This is a genomic window from Staphylococcus sp. MI 10-1553, assembly GCF_010365305.1.
Classification (GTDB): Bacteria; Bacillota; Bacilli; order Staphylococcales; family Staphylococcaceae; genus Staphylococcus.
The window spans coordinates 1,917,480-1,937,740 of the sequence record NZ_CP048279.1 but is presented as its reverse complement, the minus strand read 5'-3'; the positions used below and the strand labels follow the sequence as shown (position 1 = coordinate 1,937,740).

General features: G+C 37.8%; 20 protein-coding genes and 1 pseudogene. 9 read left to right on the top strand and 12 right to left on the bottom strand.

The window, feature by feature from the left end; translation table 11 throughout:
- Positions 1–6 precede the first annotated feature (6 nt).
- From ilvN to ilvD, 3 genes are read right to left on the bottom strand one after another with little or no spacing between them, the layout of a single operon-like run.
- The gene (ilvN, locus tag GZH82_RS09000; protein ID WP_019166388.1) at positions 7–480 is read right to left on the bottom strand and encodes an acetolactate synthase small subunit; all 474 of its coding nucleotides are present in this window, start codon (positions 478–480) and stop codon (positions 7–9) included.
- Entirely contained in the window at positions 477–2,231 is a 1,755-nt protein-coding gene (gene ilvB / locus GZH82_RS08995; protein ID WP_162682214.1) for a biosynthetic-type acetolactate synthase large subunit, read from the bottom strand. Before ilvB ends, ilvN begins: the two co-directional genes overlap by 4 nt.
- A gap of 20 nt (positions 2,232–2,251) precedes the next feature.
- Positions 2,252–3,940: a dihydroxy-acid dehydratase gene (ilvD, locus tag GZH82_RS08990; protein WP_162682213.1), complete on the bottom strand. Its 1,689-nt coding sequence runs from the start codon at positions 3,938–3,940 to the stop codon at positions 2,252–2,254.
- 543 nt (positions 3,941–4,483) lie between these two features.
- Here ilvD and tsaE point away from each other — a divergent pair.
- From tsaE to tsaD, 4 genes are read left to right on the top strand one after another with little or no spacing between them, the layout of a single operon-like run.
- Positions 4,484–4,942 (top strand): tRNA (adenosine(37)-N6)-threonylcarbamoyltransferase complex ATPase subunit type 1 TsaE, encoded by a 459-nt coding sequence (tsaE, locus tag GZH82_RS08985; protein WP_162682212.1) that lies wholly within the window; start codon positions 4,484–4,486, stop codon positions 4,940–4,942.
- The gene (gene tsaB / locus GZH82_RS08980; protein ID WP_162682211.1) at positions 4,923–5,579 is read left to right on the top strand and encodes a tRNA (adenosine(37)-N6)-threonylcarbamoyltransferase complex dimerization subunit type 1 TsaB; all 657 of its coding nucleotides are present in this window, start codon (positions 4,923–4,925) and stop codon (positions 5,577–5,579) included. The genes tsaE and tsaB overlap by 20 nt, the downstream gene beginning before the upstream one ends.
- A gap of 23 nt (positions 5,580–5,602) precedes the next feature.
- Positions 5,603–6,028 carry a ribosomal protein S18-alanine N-acetyltransferase gene (rimI, locus tag GZH82_RS08975; RefSeq protein WP_238989696.1) on the top strand — a complete coding sequence of 142 codons (426 nt, stop codon included), beginning with the start codon at positions 5,603–5,605 and terminating at the stop codon, positions 6,026–6,028.
- On the top strand, positions 6,021–7,043 hold the full coding sequence (gene tsaD / locus GZH82_RS08970) for a tRNA (adenosine(37)-N6)-threonylcarbamoyltransferase complex transferase subunit TsaD (protein ID WP_162682209.1): 1,023 nt from the start codon (positions 6,021–6,023) through the stop codon (positions 7,041–7,043). The genes rimI and tsaD overlap by 8 nt, the downstream gene beginning before the upstream one ends.
- A 185-nt stretch (positions 7,044–7,228) precedes the next feature.
- Here tsaD and GZH82_RS14325 read toward each other — a convergent pair whose 3' ends face one another.
- The 3 genes from GZH82_RS14325 to GZH82_RS08960 all read right to left on the bottom strand — a co-directional run bounded on the left by GZH82_RS14325 (position 7,229) and on the right by GZH82_RS08960 (position 11,128).
- A complete protein-coding gene (locus tag GZH82_RS14325; RefSeq protein WP_238989550.1) occupies positions 7,229–8,221 on the bottom strand; it encodes a MutS-related protein in 993 nt (330 codons plus the stop codon).
- Between the two features lie 12 nt (positions 8,222–8,233).
- A complete protein-coding gene (locus GZH82_RS14320) occupies positions 8,234–8,812 on the bottom strand; it encodes a hypothetical protein (protein WP_238989549.1) in 579 nt (192 codons plus the stop codon).
- A 363-nt stretch (positions 8,813–9,175) separates the two neighbouring features.
- A complete protein-coding gene (locus GZH82_RS08960) occupies positions 9,176–11,128 on the bottom strand; it encodes an ABC-F family ATP-binding cassette domain-containing protein (RefSeq protein ID WP_162682208.1) in 1,953 nt (650 codons plus the stop codon).
- Positions 11,129–11,281: 153 nt separating this feature from the next.
- Here GZH82_RS08960 and GZH82_RS08955 point away from each other — a divergent pair, with 153 nt between their 5' ends.
- On the top strand, positions 11,282–11,929 hold the full coding sequence (locus GZH82_RS08955; RefSeq protein ID WP_162682207.1) for a redox-sensing transcriptional repressor Rex: 648 nt from the start codon (positions 11,282–11,284) through the stop codon (positions 11,927–11,929).
- 119 nt (positions 11,930–12,048) lie between these two features.
- On the opposite strand, the gene GZH82_RS08950 is transcribed toward GZH82_RS08955, so the two are convergent.
- Together GZH82_RS08950 and GZH82_RS08945 are read right to left on the bottom strand one after the other, a co-directional pair.
- Positions 12,049–12,273 carry a sulfurtransferase TusA family protein gene (locus GZH82_RS08950; RefSeq protein ID WP_162682206.1) on the bottom strand — a complete coding sequence of 75 codons (225 nt, stop codon included), beginning with the start codon at positions 12,271–12,273 and terminating at the stop codon, positions 12,049–12,051.
- 24 nt (positions 12,274–12,297) lie between these two features.
- Positions 12,298–13,380 carry a YeeE/YedE family protein gene (locus tag GZH82_RS08945; RefSeq protein WP_162682205.1) on the bottom strand — a complete coding sequence of 361 codons (1,083 nt, stop codon included), beginning with the start codon at positions 13,378–13,380 and terminating at the stop codon, positions 12,298–12,300.
- 235 nt (positions 13,381–13,615) lie between these two features.
- Between GZH82_RS08945 and GZH82_RS08940 the strand changes: the two genes are divergently transcribed.
- The 3 genes and pseudogenes from GZH82_RS08940 to GZH82_RS08930 all read left to right on the top strand — a co-directional run bounded on the left by GZH82_RS08940 (position 13,616) and on the right by GZH82_RS08930 (position 16,771).
- On the top strand, positions 13,616–14,563 hold the full coding sequence (locus tag GZH82_RS08940; protein WP_162682204.1) for a LacI family DNA-binding transcriptional regulator: 948 nt from the start codon (positions 13,616–13,618) through the stop codon (positions 14,561–14,563).
- A gap of 54 nt (positions 14,564–14,617) precedes the next feature.
- Entirely contained in the window at positions 14,618–16,102 is a 1,485-nt protein-coding gene (locus tag GZH82_RS08935) for a sucrose-6-phosphate hydrolase (protein ID WP_162682203.1), read from the top strand.
- Between the two features lie 3 nt (positions 16,103–16,105).
- A pseudogene (locus GZH82_RS08930) lies at positions 16,106–16,771 on the top strand (PfkB family carbohydrate kinase).
- A gap of 59 nt (positions 16,772–16,830) precedes the next feature.
- Here GZH82_RS08930 and agrA read toward each other — a convergent pair.
- Genes agrA through GZH82_RS08910 form a run of 4 tightly spaced genes read right to left on the bottom strand, consistent with a single transcriptional unit; the run spans position 16,831 to position 19,582 of the window.
- Complete coding sequence (gene agrA, locus GZH82_RS08925; protein WP_037542586.1) at positions 16,831–17,547, bottom strand: quorum-sensing response regulator AgrA; 717 nt, start codon at positions 17,545–17,547, stop codon at positions 16,831–16,833.
- Between the two features lie 13 nt (positions 17,548–17,560).
- Entirely contained in the window at positions 17,561–18,853 is a 1,293-nt protein-coding gene (gene agrC / locus GZH82_RS14620) for a quorum-sensing sensor histidine kinase AgrC (protein ID WP_162682202.1), read from the bottom strand.
- Positions 18,854–18,876: 23 nt separating this feature from the next.
- Positions 18,877–19,014 carry a cyclic lactone autoinducer peptide AgrD gene (gene agrD, locus GZH82_RS08915; protein WP_162682201.1) on the bottom strand — a complete coding sequence of 46 codons (138 nt, stop codon included), beginning with the start codon at positions 19,012–19,014 and terminating at the stop codon, positions 18,877–18,879.
- A 1-nt stretch (position 19,015) separates the two neighbouring features.
- Complete coding sequence (locus GZH82_RS08910; protein ID WP_162682200.1) at positions 19,016–19,582, bottom strand: accessory gene regulator AgrB; 567 nt, start codon at positions 19,580–19,582, stop codon at positions 19,016–19,018.
- Between the two features lie 391 nt (positions 19,583–19,973).
- Between GZH82_RS08910 and GZH82_RS14615 the strand changes: the two genes are divergently transcribed.
- Positions 19,974–20,054 carry a delta-lysin family phenol-soluble modulin gene (locus GZH82_RS14615; protein ID WP_110161296.1) on the top strand — a complete coding sequence of 27 codons (81 nt, stop codon included), beginning with the start codon at positions 19,974–19,976 and terminating at the stop codon, positions 20,052–20,054.
- Positions 20,055–20,261 lie beyond the last annotated feature (207 nt).

Below are 20,261 nucleotides of genomic sequence, written 5' to 3'. Positions count from 1 at the left end.
GATTTTTCAAATAATGCCAGCTGTACCAGTACGTGCAACTTGATCAATATGAAATGATGATAGATCGTCTAAAAGGTGATTCAATGTGTATTGAGGGCCAGTAGCTTGTAAATACAAGTATTGACCGTTTTCCTTCAAAATAGAGACTAGCGCATCATACGGTTGTAGTACTTTTTCAAATTGCTGTTGTGGTATCGGCTTTTTCAGTTTAATGAGTAGTAATTCACGATTAAACGTATTAATGTTCGTAATATCTTCTACTGTCAACGTATTGACTTGCTTAATTAACTGTTGAATAATGGTACGTTGTTTTTCGTCATCAGGTACTTCAGCGATAAATGTAATTTCTGAAATCCCTTCATCTAACGTCGGTGTGGCAGTAATACTCACAATGTTGATCTGGCGTCTTACGAATAAACTTGTTAATCGGTTGAGTGTGCCGGCTTTATCGAAAACACGCAATTTGAATGTTCGTCTCATAATAGTCCCTCCATCTCATGGTTTGCTTTGCCACTTGGTACCATAGGCAATACTGGTTCTACAGGTGAAATTCGAATTTCAATTAATACAGGACCATTGTGTAAAAATGCCGCATCGATTTGCGCTTCTAAACATTTCGGGTCGTCGATTAAAAAGCCTTTAACACCATATGCTTCACTCATTTTTATGAAATCAGGTTGTTCGTTAAATACTGAATGTGAAAAACGTTGGTTAAAGAATTTGTCTTGCCATTGCTTCACCATTCCGAGCGTACCGTTGTTAATCAACACGATTTTAATATTCAAGTTAAATTCGTTCAGCAATGCCATTTCTTGGTTCGTCATTTGAAAACCGCCATCACCGACGAATGCTACGACAGTTTCATTTGGTTTCGCAAATTTTGCACCAATAGCCGCTGGGATACCAAAGCCCATCGTACCGAGTCCACCACTTGTAATCAGCTGACCATAAGTTTGGAAAGGGTAGAACTGAGCTACCCACATTTGGTGTTGGCCGACATCTGTTGCCACATAAGCTTTACCTTGTGTAATTTCACCGATGTATTCAATCGCACGTTGTGGTTTACAAAACTTTTCAAGCGGATCATCGACATATTTGAAAGGATGTTCATCTTGATAGCCTTTAACCGTTGTCAACCATGCGTCGTGATTGATTTTTTCTGTATCATATTTTAATAATGCTTCGATCACGTTTTTAACATCTGCTACAATACCGAGGTCAGTTTTAATAATTTTGTCGATTTCAGATGGATCAATATCGACATGTACGATGGTTGCATTTGGCGCAAATTCATCTGGATTACTTGCTAAACGGTCATCAAATCGCGATCCAAAGTTAATGAGTAAGTCACATTCCGTTAATGCCATATTACTTGCGTATGAACCGTGCATGCCGCCCATACCTAAGAAGTGGGGGTCATCATAAGGAATCGCACCTAAACCGTGAAGCGTCGTCACGACAGGAATTTGATATTTTTCGACTAATTGCTGTAATAACGCATTTGATTTAGAAAAATGAATACCTGCACCAGCTAAAATGACAGGGCGCTCTGACGTTTTTAAATAATCATTCAGTTTTTGAATTTCATCAATGTCAGGCTTTGTATTGACGTAATAGCCAGGTGTATTGACAGTACTCTCGACGGGTGAATCAGTTGATAAAATCCCCATATCTTTCGGAAAATCGATAACTACCGGACCTTTACGACCAGAGTTTGCGACATGAAACGCTTCTTTAATAATGCGTGGAATTTCTTTCACGTCGTTTACTTGATAATTATGTTTCGTAATCGGTGTCGTCATTGATAAAATATCCGCTTCTTGGAAAGCATCTTTACCAATACCCGGTGTCGCAACTTGGCCAGTAATGACGATGAGTGGAAGCGAATCACTGTATGCATCTGCAATACCTGTAATCGCATTCGTGGCACCAGGACCACTCGTTACGACAACGACACCCGGTTTACCACTTACGCGAGCATAGCCTTCTGCCGCATGGGTTGCACCTTGTTCGTGACGGTAGAGAATATGCTTAATCTGTTCGTTGTAAAATGTGTCGTAAAGGGGGAGCACTGCCCCTCCAGGATAACCGAATATGTACTCAACGCCTTCTTCTAAAAATGCATCGACTAACAATTGTGCACCAGACTTTAAAGCGTTCATATCAGGTTGAAGTGTTGCTTCTTGTGACTCATTGTGATCTTGTGGCACAGTATGATGAGTTTGCGTCATTTGGAACCCCTCCATTTTTATTAAAGTAAGTCTTCAGGAACTTGCATTACGCCACCTGTATTGGCGCTAGTCACTAATGCTGTATAACGTGCCAGATAACCCGTTTTCACTTTCGCTTTGAATGGTTGACGATGTGCTTGACGTTCTGCGAGTACCGCCTCGTCTACATGTAAAGTGAGGTCGCGATTCACGAGATCAATTGTAATGCCATCACCATCTTTAATTAAGCCGATTGGACCTCCTGCAGCGGCTTCTGGTGAAATGTGACCGACTGCAATACCTCTTGTTGCACCTGAAAATCGACCATCTGTAATCAATGCGACGTCTTTACCGAGACCTCGTCCGACGATAGATGAAGTAGGGGCTAACATTTCTGGCATGCCTGGTCCACCTTTAGGTCCTTCATAGCGAATGACAACGACATGTCCAGCACGTACCGTATGATTATCGATAGCTTCAACCGCTTCATCATGACTGTCAAAACAAATCGCTTTTCCTTTAAATGTTTTAATCGTAGGGTCAACACCACCGACTTTAATCACCGCACCATCTGGAGCAATGTTACCGTAAAGGATTGAAAGACCTCCTTGCTGATCGTATGGATTGTCTAAACGGCGAATCACAACATCATTCGTAATTTCTTTATCTTGGTTGTTTTCTCTTAAAGTTTTACCAGTAACAGTTATACGATCTGGATGTAATACACCTTCTTTTTTCATCAATTCATTAATGATGGCAGGGACACCGCCCGCTTGATGGACATCATCCATAGAATACGATGAACTTGGCGCAATTTTAGATAAATAAGGTGTCTTTTTCGCAATTTCGTTAATGCGCGTTAAATCATAATCAATACCTGCTTCTTTAGCGATGGCAAGCGTGTGAAGTACAGTATTTGTAGAACCACCCATCGCCATATCTAATGCAAATGCATCATCAATCGCTTCTTTCGTTACGATATCACGCGGTTTTAAGTCGTTTTTAACATTTTCAACGAGTTGTTTCGCAGCGGCACGAATCATTTCACGACGTTGGTCACTGACCGCTAATGCTGTCCCGTTGTATGGCAGGGCTAATCCTAATACCTCCATTAAGCAGTTCATCGAGTTCGCTGTGAACATCCCTGAACAAGAACCGCAAGTCGGACATGCATTTTGTTCCATATCTAAAAATTCCTCTTTAGTCATCGCGCCTTCTTTAAATGCACCAACCGCTTCAAACATAGATGAGAGAGTGAGCGCTTTCCCTTGAGCTGACAGACCGGCTTTCATTGGACCACCAGAACAGAATATTGCAGGGACGTTCGTTCTCATTGCAGCCATCAACATACCCGGTGTAATTTTGTCACAGTTCGGAATGTAAAAGACCCCATCAAACCAGTGTGCGTTAATGACTGTTTCAGCCGCATCTGCAATAATTTCACGACTCGGTAATGAGTAACGCATACCGATATGGCCCATCGCAATACCGTCATCCACGCCAATCGTATTAAATTCAAATGGCACACCGCCTGCTTCACGAATGGCCTCTTTAGCGATATCGCCAAGTTCGCGTAAATGCACGTGTCCCGGAACGATATCAATATAAGAATTACAAATTGCGATAAAAGGTTTGTCCATGTCAGTAGGGGATTTTATTTGACCCGTTGCATGTAACAAACTCCTCGCCGGTGCTTGGTGATCTCCTTTTTTAATCATGTCACTTCTCATCTCAAATGCCTCCTCGGTTTTTCAAATAAAAAAGGTACGCCCCAAAATTGAATCTGGGACGTACCTTGTAAGTCCCATTCAACTAGAAATAGGACTTAAGCGTTTAGTAATATTGCTACTAAAGCTCCAGTCCTGAGCGTAATAATAAAATGACAATATTATGATTTTGTACGGTATGGGTCATCATTGCATGTCTTTCCATTGTACATACGCTCCTTTTCCGTCGTGAATGGGTCAATCTTGCTACATCGTTAACTGTTCATATCGTATACAATGTAGACGATTAGATGTGTGACTTAAAATAAAACACACATTAATGTTTCGAATAGAAAGAATTGTCTAAAAATTAGATGTTATTAATTTACCTTATATTAGAAAAGAAGTCAACAGTAAATCAAAAAAATTCTGAAAATATTTTAGGAGCGCTATGAAGCTGAATCTTCTAACAGCGATGAGCTTTAAACGTTACAGTAAGTTGATAAGGTCAAAATGATAAAAATTTGTTACAATAGGTTAGAAAATCGAGTCAGGAGTGCGAACGAAATGAGAATTAAAAATAAAACAGCGATGCAAGCATTTGCAAATCAACTTGTAACTTATCTCAAAGCACAAGATGTATTGTTATTAGACGGAGACCTAGGTGCTGGAAAAACAACTTTAAGTCAGTTTGTCGGACAGGCGTTGGGTGTTAAACGTCATATCAGTTCACCGACTTTTAATATTATCAAATCTTATCGAGGCACCTATTTGAAATTTCATCACATGGATTGTTATCGATTAGAAGAAGATGATGAAGACTTAGGATTTGATGAGTTTTTTGAGGACGAAGCGGTGACCGTTGTGGAATGGAGTCAATTTATCCAAGACTATTTACCACCACATTATTTAAAAATCAGCATTCAAACGATTAATGAAACAGAACGAGAGCTTACTTTTGAAGCACGTGGCTCACATTTTGAAGAGATAAAGGAGGCCATCGAACATGTACAGTTTACTGATTGATAGTGCCAATCAGCCATTATCAGTAGCGATTATGCAAGAGGGTCACGTATTGATGACGCATACGACAACGATAAAACGCAATCATTCGGTTCAGTTAATGCCACTCATTGAATTGTTATTACAACAAGCACAATTGAAGCCGAAAGATTTAGATGAAATTATTGTCGCAGAAGGGCCAGGTTCATATACAGGATTACGTATCGGAGTCACGACAGCTAAAACACTAGCTTACACTTTGAATATTCGATTGTATGGCGTGTCATCATTAAAAGCGATTGCGGCACAAATTCAATATTCTGATGCGTATATTATTCCAATCATTAATGCGAGACGACAACATGTTTATGCGGGTGTCTACCAATGGCAACAAGGTGAACTCGTCAATGTGATGGCAGATCGATATATGCCACTCGACAGGTTAATTGAACAATGGGCATCGCACGACAATGTCATCTTTGTAGGAGAAGATGTGGAACAATTTGAAACGGAATTAGCATCTTTTAAACGTTTGAGCGCGCCCCCTCGAGCGGATCAAATGTACCCACATAAAGGAGAACCACGCGATATTCATACCTTTACACCGCAATATTTAAAACTATCGGAGGCGGAGCAAAATTGGCTGAATCAACAAAAATAAAAGATCAGCTTCAAATTAGACGTATGTCGCATGAAGATGTGCCTGAAGTGTTTGATCTAGAACAGGCGAGTTTTCAACATAGTTCATGGACGATTGATGCCTTTTATTATGAACTCGAACAAAATAATTTTGCACATTATTTCGTGCTCGAATATGACCAACGTATTATCGGTTATTTAGGTTTATGGGTCGTTGTCGATCAAGCACAAGTGACAACCATTGCGATAGATGCAGCCTATCAAGGTCATGGATTAGGGCAAATGTTATTAAAATATGGGATGAACTTTGCCGGTTCAATAGCGACAGTGATGAGTTTAGAAGTACGTGTCGATAATGTCATTGCACAACATGTATATCAAAAGCTCGGTTTCCAATTTGGAGGCAAACGAAAAAATTATTATGGTGATGGAGAGGATGCATTAGTCATGTGGGTGAATTTATATGAATGAACTAACAAAAATTCTTGCACTTGAAACAAGCTGTGACGAAACAAGTGTCAGTGTCATTGAAAATGGTCAAACAATTTTAAGTAATAGCGTATTAAGCCAAATTGAAAGTCATCAACGGTTTGGGGGTGTCGTTCCAGAAGTGGCGAGTCGTCATCACGTTGATAATATTACGGTCATGATTGAAGAAGCGTTACAACAGGCCCATACGTCAATTGAAGATGTGGATGCTGTCGCGGTTACCCAAGGACCAGGACTGATTGGTGCGTTACTTGTTGGTGTGAATGCTGCGAAGGCACTGGCTTTTGCGAATGATAAACCACTCATCCCAGTGCATCATATTGCAGGTCATGTTTATGCCAATCAACTTCAAAATGGCTTGAAATTTCCATTGATTGCCTTAATTGTTTCAGGTGGTCATACAGAGCTTGTCTATATGGAAAACCATTTACAGTTTGAAGTGATAGGGGAGACACGTGATGATGCAGTCGGTGAAGCGTATGATAAAGTCGCACGTAAAATCGGCTTACCGTATCCAGGTGGCCCTGCTATTGATCGACTTGCCGCTCAAGGAGAAGACACGTACGACTTTCCGCGTGTGTGGTTAGAACCCGATAGCTATGACTTTAGTTTTAGCGGTTTAAAGAGTGCAGTGATTAATAAATTGCATCAATTAGAACAAAAAGGCGAACCGATTATTCCAGAAAATGTCGCGACAAGCTTCCAAAACAGTGTTGTTGAAGTGCTCGTAGGAAAAGCAATGCGTGCATGTGAAGCGTATGGTGTGAAACAACTCATCGTTGCTGGCGGTGTTGCGAGTAATCGAGGTTTACGTCAAGCGTTAGAAGTCTCAACTGCTGAGAAAGGGATAGAGCTTGCGATTCCAGAGCCACAGTTATGTACCGATAATGCAGCGATGATTGGTGCAGCAGCCCATGAAATTTATTTAAAAGGGATTCGCGGAGATATGGCATTGAACGGACAAAGTAGTATGGACATCGAGATGTACCGAGATTAAGTTGTTTGGTAGGTTTTAAACACTTTTTTAGGTTTTTCAACATTTCAATTACAATTATGTTTTCGACCCTTGGAGATTGCTGAACCATACTGCACTTTCTAACAAAATATAATAAAAACAGGACTGAGAGGTAGATGTTTTCTCAGTCCTATTTTTGCGTTGCATTGATATTATAAGTCATACATTTAAGTTTCAAGTTGCTTCACATATGCTTGAGCATCCGTATAAATACGAGTTGGAAACTGCATGATTCGAATTAACTCCAACGCATTTCTCGTATTTGCCGGCCCTTCTTTAATTCGATAATCAAACACAATTTCCCCATCGGTCACGTGCTCGTTAAAATGATAATTGGCATATTGATTTGCTAAGACTTCTGTTAATTCAATATCATGTGTCGCTGCGATATTCTTTAAATGTGACATTTGGTTTAAATAATCGAGTACGGCGTGTGAAGCAGCGACACGTTCAGTAGTATTAGTTCCTTTGAAAATTTCATCAATAAAATAATAGTGTTGAACTGCTGCATCTTGATGGAACAAACGTTTGAGCGATTTCAATTCTGCCATAAAGTAACTGTCGCCACTCGTTACATCATCGGCATTTGCCATAGTCGTCTTCACCATGCCAGGGACGTATTGAAACTTGTCAGCGGTCACAGTACGTATTGCTTGAGCCATGATGATATTCAATGCGACGGCTTTCATAAATGTAGACTTACCAGAAGCGTTGGATCCTGTTAACAAAACATTTTGATTGAAATCGAAGTCATTCGGTACTGCTTCATCAATAAGTGGATGGGTCAAACCTTCGAATGAGACATGATCCGCTTCAACAGGCTCAGTTGTATCGTGATGATAGCGATATTGATACACTGCTAATAAACTATCCAATTCTCCGATATAGCGGTAACATTCTATAACCGTATCATAATGGTTGATAAAACGACGCACGAGTGTCGCGTATAAATGAATATCAATTAAAAACATATATTTAAAAACCATCACAAAATATCCTGGAATCGTTTCAACGTTGATCAATAAAAAGCGTAACCGTGAAATAAAGCTTAACGGTTTTAATGAATGGTTGAACTCAGGCGTAATAGACATTTTTGAGAGTTTTTCAGTTTCTCGAACGACCCGTCCCATGATGAAAAGTTGTTTTAAATTTTTCTCCACGTAGTAGTTGAATCAAAAACTGACAATAATATTGATTAGAAAAGAAAAACAAATCCATAATAGACCGACGCTTAAATTGAAGAAACTGACAATGATACCGATGAACGGCAATACAAACAATAGGGTGTAATGCCACTGATACTGTAGTTCAAATACGTCTTTATCATAATTGGGATAAATCGACTTTCCGATGTCAACGAGTCTTTTCACGATTTCTCGATGCTGATTTGGGTGTGTAGCAAGCTGCTCTAAAAATTCATAATGAACGAGTGGCGATTGTAAACGTAACGCACTATATAAATGATTTTCACCCATTGATGTGTATGTCGCATTGATTCGGTTAAACACGAGATCTATCGATAAATCTGACCATGTTTTGTCGTCGATCATCGTATTTTTAGTGGTATGTTGAGATTTGAAATACGCATCATAAACAGCATGAGGATTTTCAGTTGTATCAAACCGTGTGAAATGTTCTAAGTGGTGTGTCAACATACGTCGGTGGCGGATACGACGAACAGTTTCCGTAATGAGTGTCATACCAACGAGTGCCACAACTAGAAGTAAAATGAAAAAAGTATTCGAAGTCATATATATAAATCCTTTCGATATTTTAAAGGTCATATACATTTTTACACAATACGATAAGGCAATCAATGTATTGTGAAAGCGTTTGAACCATCGGGACATCATTTCAAATTCACGAAGCATGAAGTCTGTCAAGAGGGAACGTGCGTACTTATACACAATTTGTGAACAACCTGTGTGTAAGTAAGATAGATTTTTGTGGATAAACTGAGTATAAGTGTGCGTAAAGTAAGAAAAAGCACTACTCAAACGTGTGGATAACTCGAATAACTTTGTGGATAGTTGGTATTATCAGTTTCTTAATGTGGATGAATTGTCTGTATTTCGAGCATAAAAAAATGAGCGGAGTAGAAAATTCTACCACACTCAATTCATCTCATCTTTAAATTCACTTAATGCTAGTTGTAATTCTTCCCAATTTGTCATGACTTGTTCTAAAGATTGTTCGATACTTGTTCGTTCGTCAGCTAAAGCTTGTGTTTTTTCATAATCATTCATCGTTGCGTCATCTGTCATTGCGACATCAATTTCTTCGATACGTGCTTCTAATTCCATAATTTTTTGCTCTTCCGCTTCGATTTGGCGCTCGATTTTACGTTTTTCACGACGCAACGCTTTTTGGTCTTGATACGTATTTTGTGAACTAGCCGATTCATCATTGGCATTATTGTCTTCACGTTGTTCTTCGTATGCAGCAAGTGCGTTTTGCTGCTCTAACTTTTCTAAGTAATATTGGTAGTCACCTAAATACAGATGACCGCCTGTTTTATTTAAATCAAAAATACGATTGGCAAGTTCATTAATAAAATAACGATCGTGTGATACGAAAATTAAAGTGCCTTCAAAGTTTTTTAACGCTTGTTCTAACATTTCCTTTGAATCGATGTCGAGATGGTTTGTTGGTTCGTCCAAAATGAGTACATTATTGCGTTCTAACATTAATAATGCCAGTTGGAGTCTCGCTTTTTCGCCACCAGAAAGGTCGTTAATCACTTTTAGCACTTCATCTTGTGTGAATAAAAAGCGGCCTAATACCGCGCGCACATCTTTTTCCAGCATATGACGGTATTGATCCCAGACGAAATCTAAAATGGTTTTATTAGAACGGAACTCTGCTTGTTTCTGGTCATAATAGCCAATTTTCAAGTTAGCCCCTTCAATGATTTGACCTGAGAGAGGGGGAACTCGTTTTGCTAAAGTTTTAATTAATGTCGATTTCCCAATACCATTCGGACCGATAATCCCAATGTGGTCGCCTTTATTAATTTCAAAATGAATCGGTACTGTAATTGGTGCGCTGTAACCAATCTCTAAGTCTTGTATATGCATGACGTCATTGCCCGTATTGCGATCGAAATCGAATTGAATGTTCGCACTTCTCGCATCGAGCATTGGCTTTTCAATACGTGCCATTTTTTCTAACATTTTACGACGACTTTTTGCCATGCCGCTTGTAGATGCACGGGTAATATTTTTCTCGACAAACGTTTCTAGCCGTTTGATTTCGCTTTGTTGGCGTTCATATTCCGCGAGTCGCTTTTGAAAGTATTGATCACGTAACTGGATAAACTTTGTATAATTTCCGACATAATGTTTCACTTCGCCAAGAGAGACGTCATAGATTTGCGTCACAATTTTATCGAGGAAGAAGCGGTCATGTGAAATAATGACGATAGCGCCTTTAAAATATTTCAAATAATCTTCTAACCATTCTGTTGTCGCCATGTCTAAATGGTTTGTCGGTTCATCGAGTAAAAGCAAGTCAGGTTCACTCAATAACATTTGTGCGAGAGAGAGACGCGTTTTTTGACCACCACTAAAATCGTTAATTGGACGGTCGTAATCGGCTTCACTAAAATCAAGGCCATTCAACACAGTTTTAATTTTACTGTCATAATGATAGCCACCGAGTTGTTCAAATTCATTGGATAATTGTTCATATTTTGCGATATGTGTTTGATATTCTGTTGTTTCATAAGCTTCGGCATGTGCAGCAAGCCAGTCTGTTTCTTCTTGCATGCGCTTGCCAATCGCTTTAACTTTTTCAAAAGGTTTTGCCATTTCTTCAAAAACAGTATTTTCAGCATTTAAAGTCATTTGTTGTGTCAAATAGCCGAGTTTAAGACCTTTGATTTTTGAGATATGGCCTGAGTCATATGATTCCACACCTGCGATAATTTTCATCAATGTGGATTTCCCCGCACCGTTTCGACCTACGATACCAATGCGCTCACCCGTTTTCACTTCAAAATTAACGCCTTCAAAAATTTCTTCGCCATCAAACGATTTCGTAATCTGACTTAACTGCATTAAAATCATAGGGCATACTCCTTTCATTCTTATTTATTGTACATCAAATCCTATATGTATCAAATACTAAATGTTTCCTTATCATATAAATTAAGTTATAATAAAACACACACACTGTGAAAGCTATCACATACATTAGAAATCATATCGGAGGACTTCAAAATGGGAAAATCAATGAACAAAATTCCTAGAGCGACTTTAAAACGTCTCCCTTTGTATTATAGATTTGTGAATACTTTAAAAGCGAAAGGCGAAGATCGTGTTAATTCGAAAGCCATTAGCGAAGGCTTAAATATAGATTCAGCCACAATACGTCGAGATTTTTCTTATTTTGGTGAATTAGGTAAAAAAGGTTACGGTTATAATATTGATAGTTTATTAGAATTTTTTAAGTCAGAATTGAGTGATTCAGATATTATCAAAATTGGTATTGTCGGTGTCGGTCACTTAGGTACGGCTTTAATTTCTTATAACTTTTCAATCCATGATGATATGACCATTACAGAAGCTTTTGACATTAGAGAAGACATTATCGGTACAACAGTAGGGGATATTACGATTAAGTCGATGGATGACATTAAAGAAACCATTGCTTCAGGCGAATTAGAAGTTGTCATTATTGCGACACCTGAATCAGCAGCACAAGCAGTGACAGATCAGTTAGTAGAAGCAGGCATCAAAGGTATCTTGAACTTTACACCAAAACGTGTTCACGCGCCACAATCAGTACAAGTGCATCAAATTGACTTAGGGATTGAACTCCAATCGCTACTCTTCTTTATGAAAAATTATGGTACGACAGAAGGGTAAATGTTGATGAACTGTGCTCATAATAAATAGCTCATTTTAGAGTGCGCTAAATATGACTAGATAACAAAAAAGCAACGTCCTTGTGATTAGGTGGGCGTTGCTTTTTTGTACGTTAATCATTAAGCTTTTTGAACGGTAATGGTCCAAGAAGCATCACCTAATTGCTCAAATTCAGTAATCGGATAATTCTGCTCTGCTGCCCATTGAGGTATAGCTTCTGTAGCTTGTGTGCAATCGAAATCAATTTTCAATTCATCCCCAATATTTAAACCTTCCATTTTCTTTTGTGCTTCTATTAATGGGAAAGGGCATACCATTCCGATAGTGCCTAATTCGTGTTTCATCATTTATCACCTTTCTTTAATGATTTAATGAGATGCATTTGCTGAAGTACTAGCAATATGCGTTTGACGTCGTGCGGCATTTAGTGGTTTTACAAATAAGAAATAACTGATAAACCATGTCCCTAGTATCATTGAAGCTAAACCTAACCATCCTTGCCATGAAAGCGCTGCTGTAGCAACTAAACCATTACCGATAGAGCAACCTCCAGCGACTGCTGCACCAAAACCCATAAAAGCGCCACCAATGGCACTGTTACGAATGGTTTTAATATCTGGTAAACGCCATTTAAACTCTTTTGCACCACGCGCAGCAATATAAGAACCTAAGAAAATACCCAATACAAGGAAGACGCCCCAATCAATTAGAGATAAATCGCCTGTAGTTAAAAATTGAATGATATGTGCAGAAGGTGTCGTAATACCTAAACCCCCTTCACGCCCAGTTGAATAACTCATCGGCCAAGCGATTAACGCAATCAGTCCTATTGCAATCGCTGCAACAAATGGATGGAATCGTTTTTCAAATAAAAAGTAACGTACACCTGTATAACGTGATTTTAATTTCGGAATCGTCACTTTAGGTTTTGGCTTACGTAAAGTTTTGATGACTAAAAATACTGTTATACTCACTAATGCGGTAATCCACAACCAACTCGGTATACCAGTTGAAGTAGAAATATCTGCATTAGCGACGGTTTGGCTGTTAATGACATTTTTCAATGGTAATAAAATGCCAAATTTTGAAATCGCAGCAAACAATCCATACATAACCAACGCGATCCAACTTCCTATAAGACCTTCACCAGCACGATACCACGTTCCTGTTGCACATCCACCAGCCAATACAATACCTACACCAAAAATAAATGATCCAATGATGGTGCCGACAATAGGGAAGGTACCATTATGTATAGTCAAAACACCTATGGACGTAAAAACAAATAACCCGACCGCTTGAATTGAAATAGCAACTAGTAAGGCATAGAACATTTTATTGTTTTTTTGCACATACATATCTCTAAAGCCTCCTGTTAGGCAAAATCGTGTACGTTGCATAACGAAACCGAGTAAAACCCCAACAGTTAAACCACTGATCATTGTCCACATAAGAATAACCCCTTTCCATATCCGATTATTTAAATAGGTATTATACGGGATATACAAAATGAATGCAATAAAATCCATAGAATAATTTTAAAAATACCTATTAGTCATCACATGTTGAAATTGTTCGCTAAGACTTGAATGTTACATTTTATTTTTACACTGCATCGTATTTTATACAGAAATAGCGAGAGGTTTTATGATAAAATAGCTATTGAGACTGTGAGGTGATGAACAATTGAATATACAGGATATCGCCAATCTAGCAGGCGTTTCTAAAAGTACAGTTTCAAGGTATTTGAATCAAGGGTCGATTAGTTTAAAGACAAAGCGAAAAATTCAACACGTCATTGATACATACGGTTATGAACCGAATCAGTTTGCTCAAAGTTTAAGAGCACAAAAAAGTATGATGATTGGCATTATTTTCCCACGAATGTATTCTCATGCCGTGGCCCAAACTGTTAAAGGGATTAAAGCGAAATGTGACGAATTTGGCTATCAAATGTTATTGAATTTGACTGAGCGTCATGTGGAACAGGAACTTGATGCGCTGAAATCATTTAAAAGAAGTAAAGTAGACGGCATTTTATTTATGGCGACTGCAGTGACAGATGTACATATGGCTGTCATTCAAGAGATAGATAAGCCAGTCATCATCATTGGTCAAGCGCATGCGTCGTTAAGTTCGGTTTACCACAATGATTATCAAGCTGGTCAATTAATGGGACAAGAAATTGTAGCGCAAGGGAAGCAACATGTCATTTATGTGAGTATTCAAGAAGATGATGTCGCGGTCGGTGAACAACGCTTTCGAGGTTTAATCGAAGTGTTAACCGCACATCAGGTCACTTATGAGACTTTGATGGCATCGTTTGAAGATGAAACCGCACTGCAATCGATAAAAGGTCAGCTCATCCAACAGCCGTCTGTGGCGTATGTCGGTGCGACAGATACGATTGCGATGGCGCTATATCAAGCATTGATGCACGACCATATAACCGAAACACCGTGGATTGCTGGTTTTGGCGGTGATCCTATGACACAAATTGTTCATCCAACGATTTTCACAATACCTTATCAATATGAAACGGCAGGACGTATCGCTTTTGAACAATTACAGCTTCAAATGGAACAGCCGGATTTTATTCAAAGTCGTCAACTCGACGTGAATTCCAAATTTTGAGGATTTATCTTAAAAGAGATGGAACCGTTACCAATTCGTTAAAGGAGGTACATCATGGAACAATGGAGTAGAGAAAAGCGTTATCGTAAATATGAAGAAGCAACAAATGAAGAAATGGAGTTATTAATGGCCAAAGTGAACCAATCTACATTTCGGCAAACATACCATATTCAACCCCCAACAGGATTATTAAATGATCCAAACGGCCTCATCTTTTTTAATGGTCAATATTATATCGCACATCAATGGTTTCCTTTAGGTGCAGTACATGGCTTGAAATATTGGCGTTTACTCACAAGCAAAAATCTCGTACAATTTGAAGATCGTGGTGTCGTATTACGTCCTGATCAAACATTTGATAGTCATGGTGTGTACAGTGGGAGTGCATTTTCGTTTAATCAATCATTGTATTATATGTACACAGGCAATCATCGTGACAACGAGTGGAACCGTCATAGTAGTCAAATCGTAGCGGAAGTGCAAGCAGATGGGGTGGTTCGTAAATTATTACCTCCAGCAATTCCAGCACCTCCTAAAGGGTATACACAGCATTTTCGTGATCCTAAAGTGTTTGAGAAAGATGGGAAACTGTATGCATTGTTAGGAGCACAACGTGAGAATGAAACAGGTTGTGCTGTATTATACGAAGCTGAGCGCCCAGAAGGACCGTGGCAGTTTAAAGGTGAAATTCAAACACAATTAGAAGATTTTGGTTATATGTGGGAGTGTCCAGATTATTTTCAAATTCATGGTAAAGATATTTTGCTATTCTGTCCACAAGGCATAGAATCTGAAGGTGATGCGTATCAAAATATTTATCAAAGCGGTTATATTATGGGAACGTTAAATTTTGATACGTTAGCGTTTGATCATGGGCCGTTTATTGAACTTGACCACGGCTTTGATTTTTATGCCCCTCAAACGATGACTGATGAAGCGGGGCGACGCGTGTTAATCGGTTGGATGGGACTACCTGACACTGAATATCCGACAGATGATGACGGCTGGGCAAATTGTTTAACGTTGCCAAGAACATTAACGATTGAAGACGGTAAATTAAAACAAAAACCGCATATGAATTTAAGAAAGTTACGTAAAAATGAAGAAGTTGCGCTCGGTTATGCGAACAAATTTATTAAACAACTCCATCCTTATGAAGGGGTGCAGTATGAGCTTGTCGTTGATATTTTAGAAAATGAGGCCTCTGCATTTGAATTACAACTCCGTGCATCACGCAATGAATCCACAACGATTCGATATGATGCAACTACACGTCAGGTTTCACTGGAGCGCTTCGATAGTGGGGCATTACCGTACCCAGTTGAAGGGACGATGAGGGTGACACAATTACATACAGATTTGAAGCAATTACGTATTTTCGTGGATACATCAAGTATTGAAATCTTTTGTAATGAAGGGGAACGTGTGTTAACGTCACGGATATTCCCAAAAGCGACATCAAACAAATTTAAAGTGGTAACGGATTCGGGTCAAATTTATTTAAAAATGACTAAATACGATATTGTGGAAGGAGAATAATGAATGAAACGTTTTTATGCAATAGGTGAAGCACTCATCGACTTTATTCCTACACAAAGAGAGACGTCATTAAAAGATGTGACAGGGTTTGAACCGCAAGTCGGTGGTGCGCGCCTTGTAACGTGGCTGTAGCTGTAGCTGTTCAAAAATTAGGTGGCAACAGTCATTTGATTACACAGGTGGGTAAAGATGCATTTGGCGACAAAATCATCGAGACGTTACAAGATGTGCGCTTACCTTTATGGGAGGACCATGATTTTTATTACGAGACATTACAAACATTTTTACCACGTGCACATGTTGTTAAAGTTTCAGATGAGGAACTGTCGTTTGTAACACGACAAGACGATGAAGCAGTAGCGTTAAAATCATTGTTTGTCGGCAACGTTGAAGCAATCATTTACACTAAAGGCAATCATGGGGCATCTTTAATTTTCAAAGATGGCTCAACATTTGAAGTGCCAACACCGCCAGCGCAAGTGGTTGATACAACAGGAGCAGGAGATGCATTTATCGGTGCTATCAATGCGAAATTATGTCAATTCGAGCAACAGCCTATCGATACGCTACGACAACACGGGCGTGACATTTTGAAATTTGCACACCAAGTTTCTGGTCGTGTCGCAATACGGCGCCATTTCAAGCTTACCGACACTAGAAGAACTTTAATTAAAAAGCCAATTTCCCGGATAGGTGGGAGGTTGGCTTTTTAGTGCGATATACAGCTATTAAATTTTCTTCAAATTACGTACCGAGACGTAACAAAATTCTTCATTTTTGAAATAAGCAATCCGCTCTTTCGTATCGACACTCGTAATATTCCTTCTATTCAGCACATAACTATTGTGACATCTGAAGAACCGATCATCGAGTTGTGCTAATTCTTTCAAATTGCCGTAAAACTCGATTTGACGATTGTCTAAATGCGCGATTAAACGATGTGACTTCGGTGAGGACTCGAAAAACATCACGTCATCATAGTTCACATAAACAGAACTTGTCCCACGTTTGAGTTCCAAAGTTTCAACAGTGTGATCTTTTGTTAATAAATCAAGCCGTTTTAACGCCGTTTCTAAACAATCGATAATGCGCGTTCTTAATTCTTCAGGATCATCTTTAAAAATAAAATCCATGGCAGCCACTTTATAGACAAACGTCAAGTACGTCAGTTCACTATGACTCGTCACAAAAATAATATTCCCTACAGGATCGTGTTTACGAATTTCGCTCCCCAATTTAATCCCGTTAATATCAGACTCTAATTGAATATCTAAAAAGTAGCAGCCAATATCAGTCATGTTTTTAGAAGTTTCTAAAATAGCGTAGGGATCATTTGTAGCAAGCTCAATTTCCATCGGCTTCTCTTCAATCATAATATAATTTTCTATAATGGACACCATGCGTTCACGTTGTTTAGGATCATCCTCACAAATTAAAATTTTCATGATACACACATCCTTATTCGTAATCGTTCATAATCTCTAGTTTCTGAATAAAATAATGGTTTTCAATTGTCGTATCAAGGAATACATTGTCCGTTTGATCAATAATCTCTTTTAATGTCGTTAATCCTATACCTCGATTGTTTCCTTTAGTTGAAAAGCCATCTTGGAACAAGGTATGTAACTTAGGCATATCTTTTGACGCTTTGTTCATGATAATAATCATTACGGACTCATCCGTCTTAATAAATGCGATTTGAATAATAGGATCCTCTATAGTGTTGGAAGCTTCTATCGCATTATCCATAATAATTCCTAACACACGGCTGAGTTGAATTACATCCATATCAATTTGAGTGATTTCATCCGCCACCTCAACAGTGATTTCAATATTATTTTCCTGCGCTTGTAAAATTTTAGTTGTAATTAAGCCTTTAATTTCACGGACTTTTAAATTCTCAATACCATTCAGTCGCATCGTATTGGATTCAAATTCGCTTTTTAAAGGACTAATATGTTCATGATAATATTTCTTCAAACCTTCTAAATCGTCTTCACGTAAATATTCGGACATCGTTAATAGAATATTCGTATAGTCATGTCGGAATTTACGCATTTTGTTGTTAATTTTTTCAATTTGTACTGTATATTTATAATAATCATCTAATTCTTGCTTTTTCCGTTTATAATTGATTTCACGTTCAATCGTTAAAGTGGTTGCTATAATTAATATAGCGAAAACTGAAAAAGAAATAAAATAAATGATACCAAAATTCCGAAACTCATATAAGTCACCAACAGTTTTGTTCAATAACGAGAAAAAACTAAGGAATCCTGAAGCTAAAAATAAACTTAGAACAATCAAATAGAATTTATTAATATATAACCAAGATGTTTTAAGTTTGTTAAACAATGTAATAATAATAAAAGAAAAAAGGTAACAACCTAGCGCAAAAACAATCATATAGATTAATGATGCCACATAAAAATTGATGTGATATGTATTAAGATATGCGAAAAACCAAGTCGCGATGAAATCATTAATCAGTAAAATAAGAATAGAGAGTAACACAGTAATAATTCCAATTATTTTTGCTCGTCTAAAATAGAAGATGAAAAAGCTAAGAATTAAATAAAGCAAACTATTTTTATCGAAAATTAAATATAAAATAATAGAAGGGATTACTATCCCGAGGATGAGAATAATGTAATCCCTTTGACTATATTTATATTTTTGGATAATACTTGTTACTGATGCGAAAATAAAGGATTGAAATAATACTATAAATATAGCTAAAAGTATTTCCAATTTTATACACACTTTCTAACTTTTTATTTGTCCTCTTCTAACAATTCGGCAGGGATTTCTGGTTCATCAAAAAAACCTGTACTAATTGGGATTCTAGCAAAAGTACCGATTGATTGGAATAAATTTGTAATAAGGTTGAATAAAACTTCTAATAATCTCATGTTAAACTTCCTCCTTAGTAGAAAAAATAGGTAATAATGTGATGGATTGTAATAATACTCCATAAACGACAAATCGATTATAAGACGCTGGTATGACGAATGCAATAGCCATGAGTAAAATAAATACAATGACTGATTTAATTTTAAGGCCTTTCACTCTTTTGGGAGCTATTGGTCTTTTTTTCGTTGCAGCTGGTGCATATTTGATCACAATCATTGCTGCCAATATACTCAAGCTTAACAAAAATTGAAACGAAATGTCATATTGCACTATTAACCATGGTAAAACAACGAATGAAGCAATGTTTTGTACATGACAAAGCATTGAAGTCTTCGCGTGTGCGCCATGAGAATAAGTCCTCAAGGCAAGAAAAGTCAGGTGAACAATGAGTGTGTATAAAAAAATGTTCAATAGGAGTGCAAGTCCGTAAGTCACAATAGCTTTAAAGGAGTTTATAACGACAACTTGCATGCCTAAACGCACTTTTAAAAACTCAATATGACTTAAATTCTGTCTTTGTTGGAGCTTCAGCGCCATTTTTTCAATTCCATTGTCAATGAGTAACATACGGCTCTCCTCCTTGTCTAAATTATAATACACAACTATTAAAACGCTTTATTTTTTGCCTAACTGTTCATTTATCATTCCTAACTGTTGTAAATGGTTATTTTTAAATATTTTACCATAAATTTTTAAACAGTTAAGCATAAAAATCAACAAGTTACGCACTCGTTAACACAAAGCCGACAAAACATGTTGTAATATAGACATCATCACATTGGTGATGGAGATGAAGTGATTTTGTAATAAGTGTTTTCGAGTACACTTAAGCAAATTTACTGATTAAGTTAAGTCAGATGTTCTTAGTCATTGTATTCTTCGCTCAGCTTACATGACTAAGGGAGCAACAATCTATTGGAGTCTTTGGTTTTATTTATAATTTAAGGAGGTGCTCACTATGGCAGCAGATATCATTAGCACAATCGTTGAATTTGTTAAACTTATCGCAGAAACAGTAGCAAAATTTATCAAAAAATAAGATTTGATAAAAGTATTTGTTAGAATCTTTTTCCTTACTTAGACTAAAGTAAAATCAGGTTTCGATATTGAAGCCATTGTAGCAATATTTAATAATCGGTAAATTCACTAAATTTTTTCATAATTAATAACATCCCCAATTAAATAGAATAACTGTAAATAAAACATTCCCTTAATATGAAGAACAGGCGAGTCCCTCCCAAGCTCG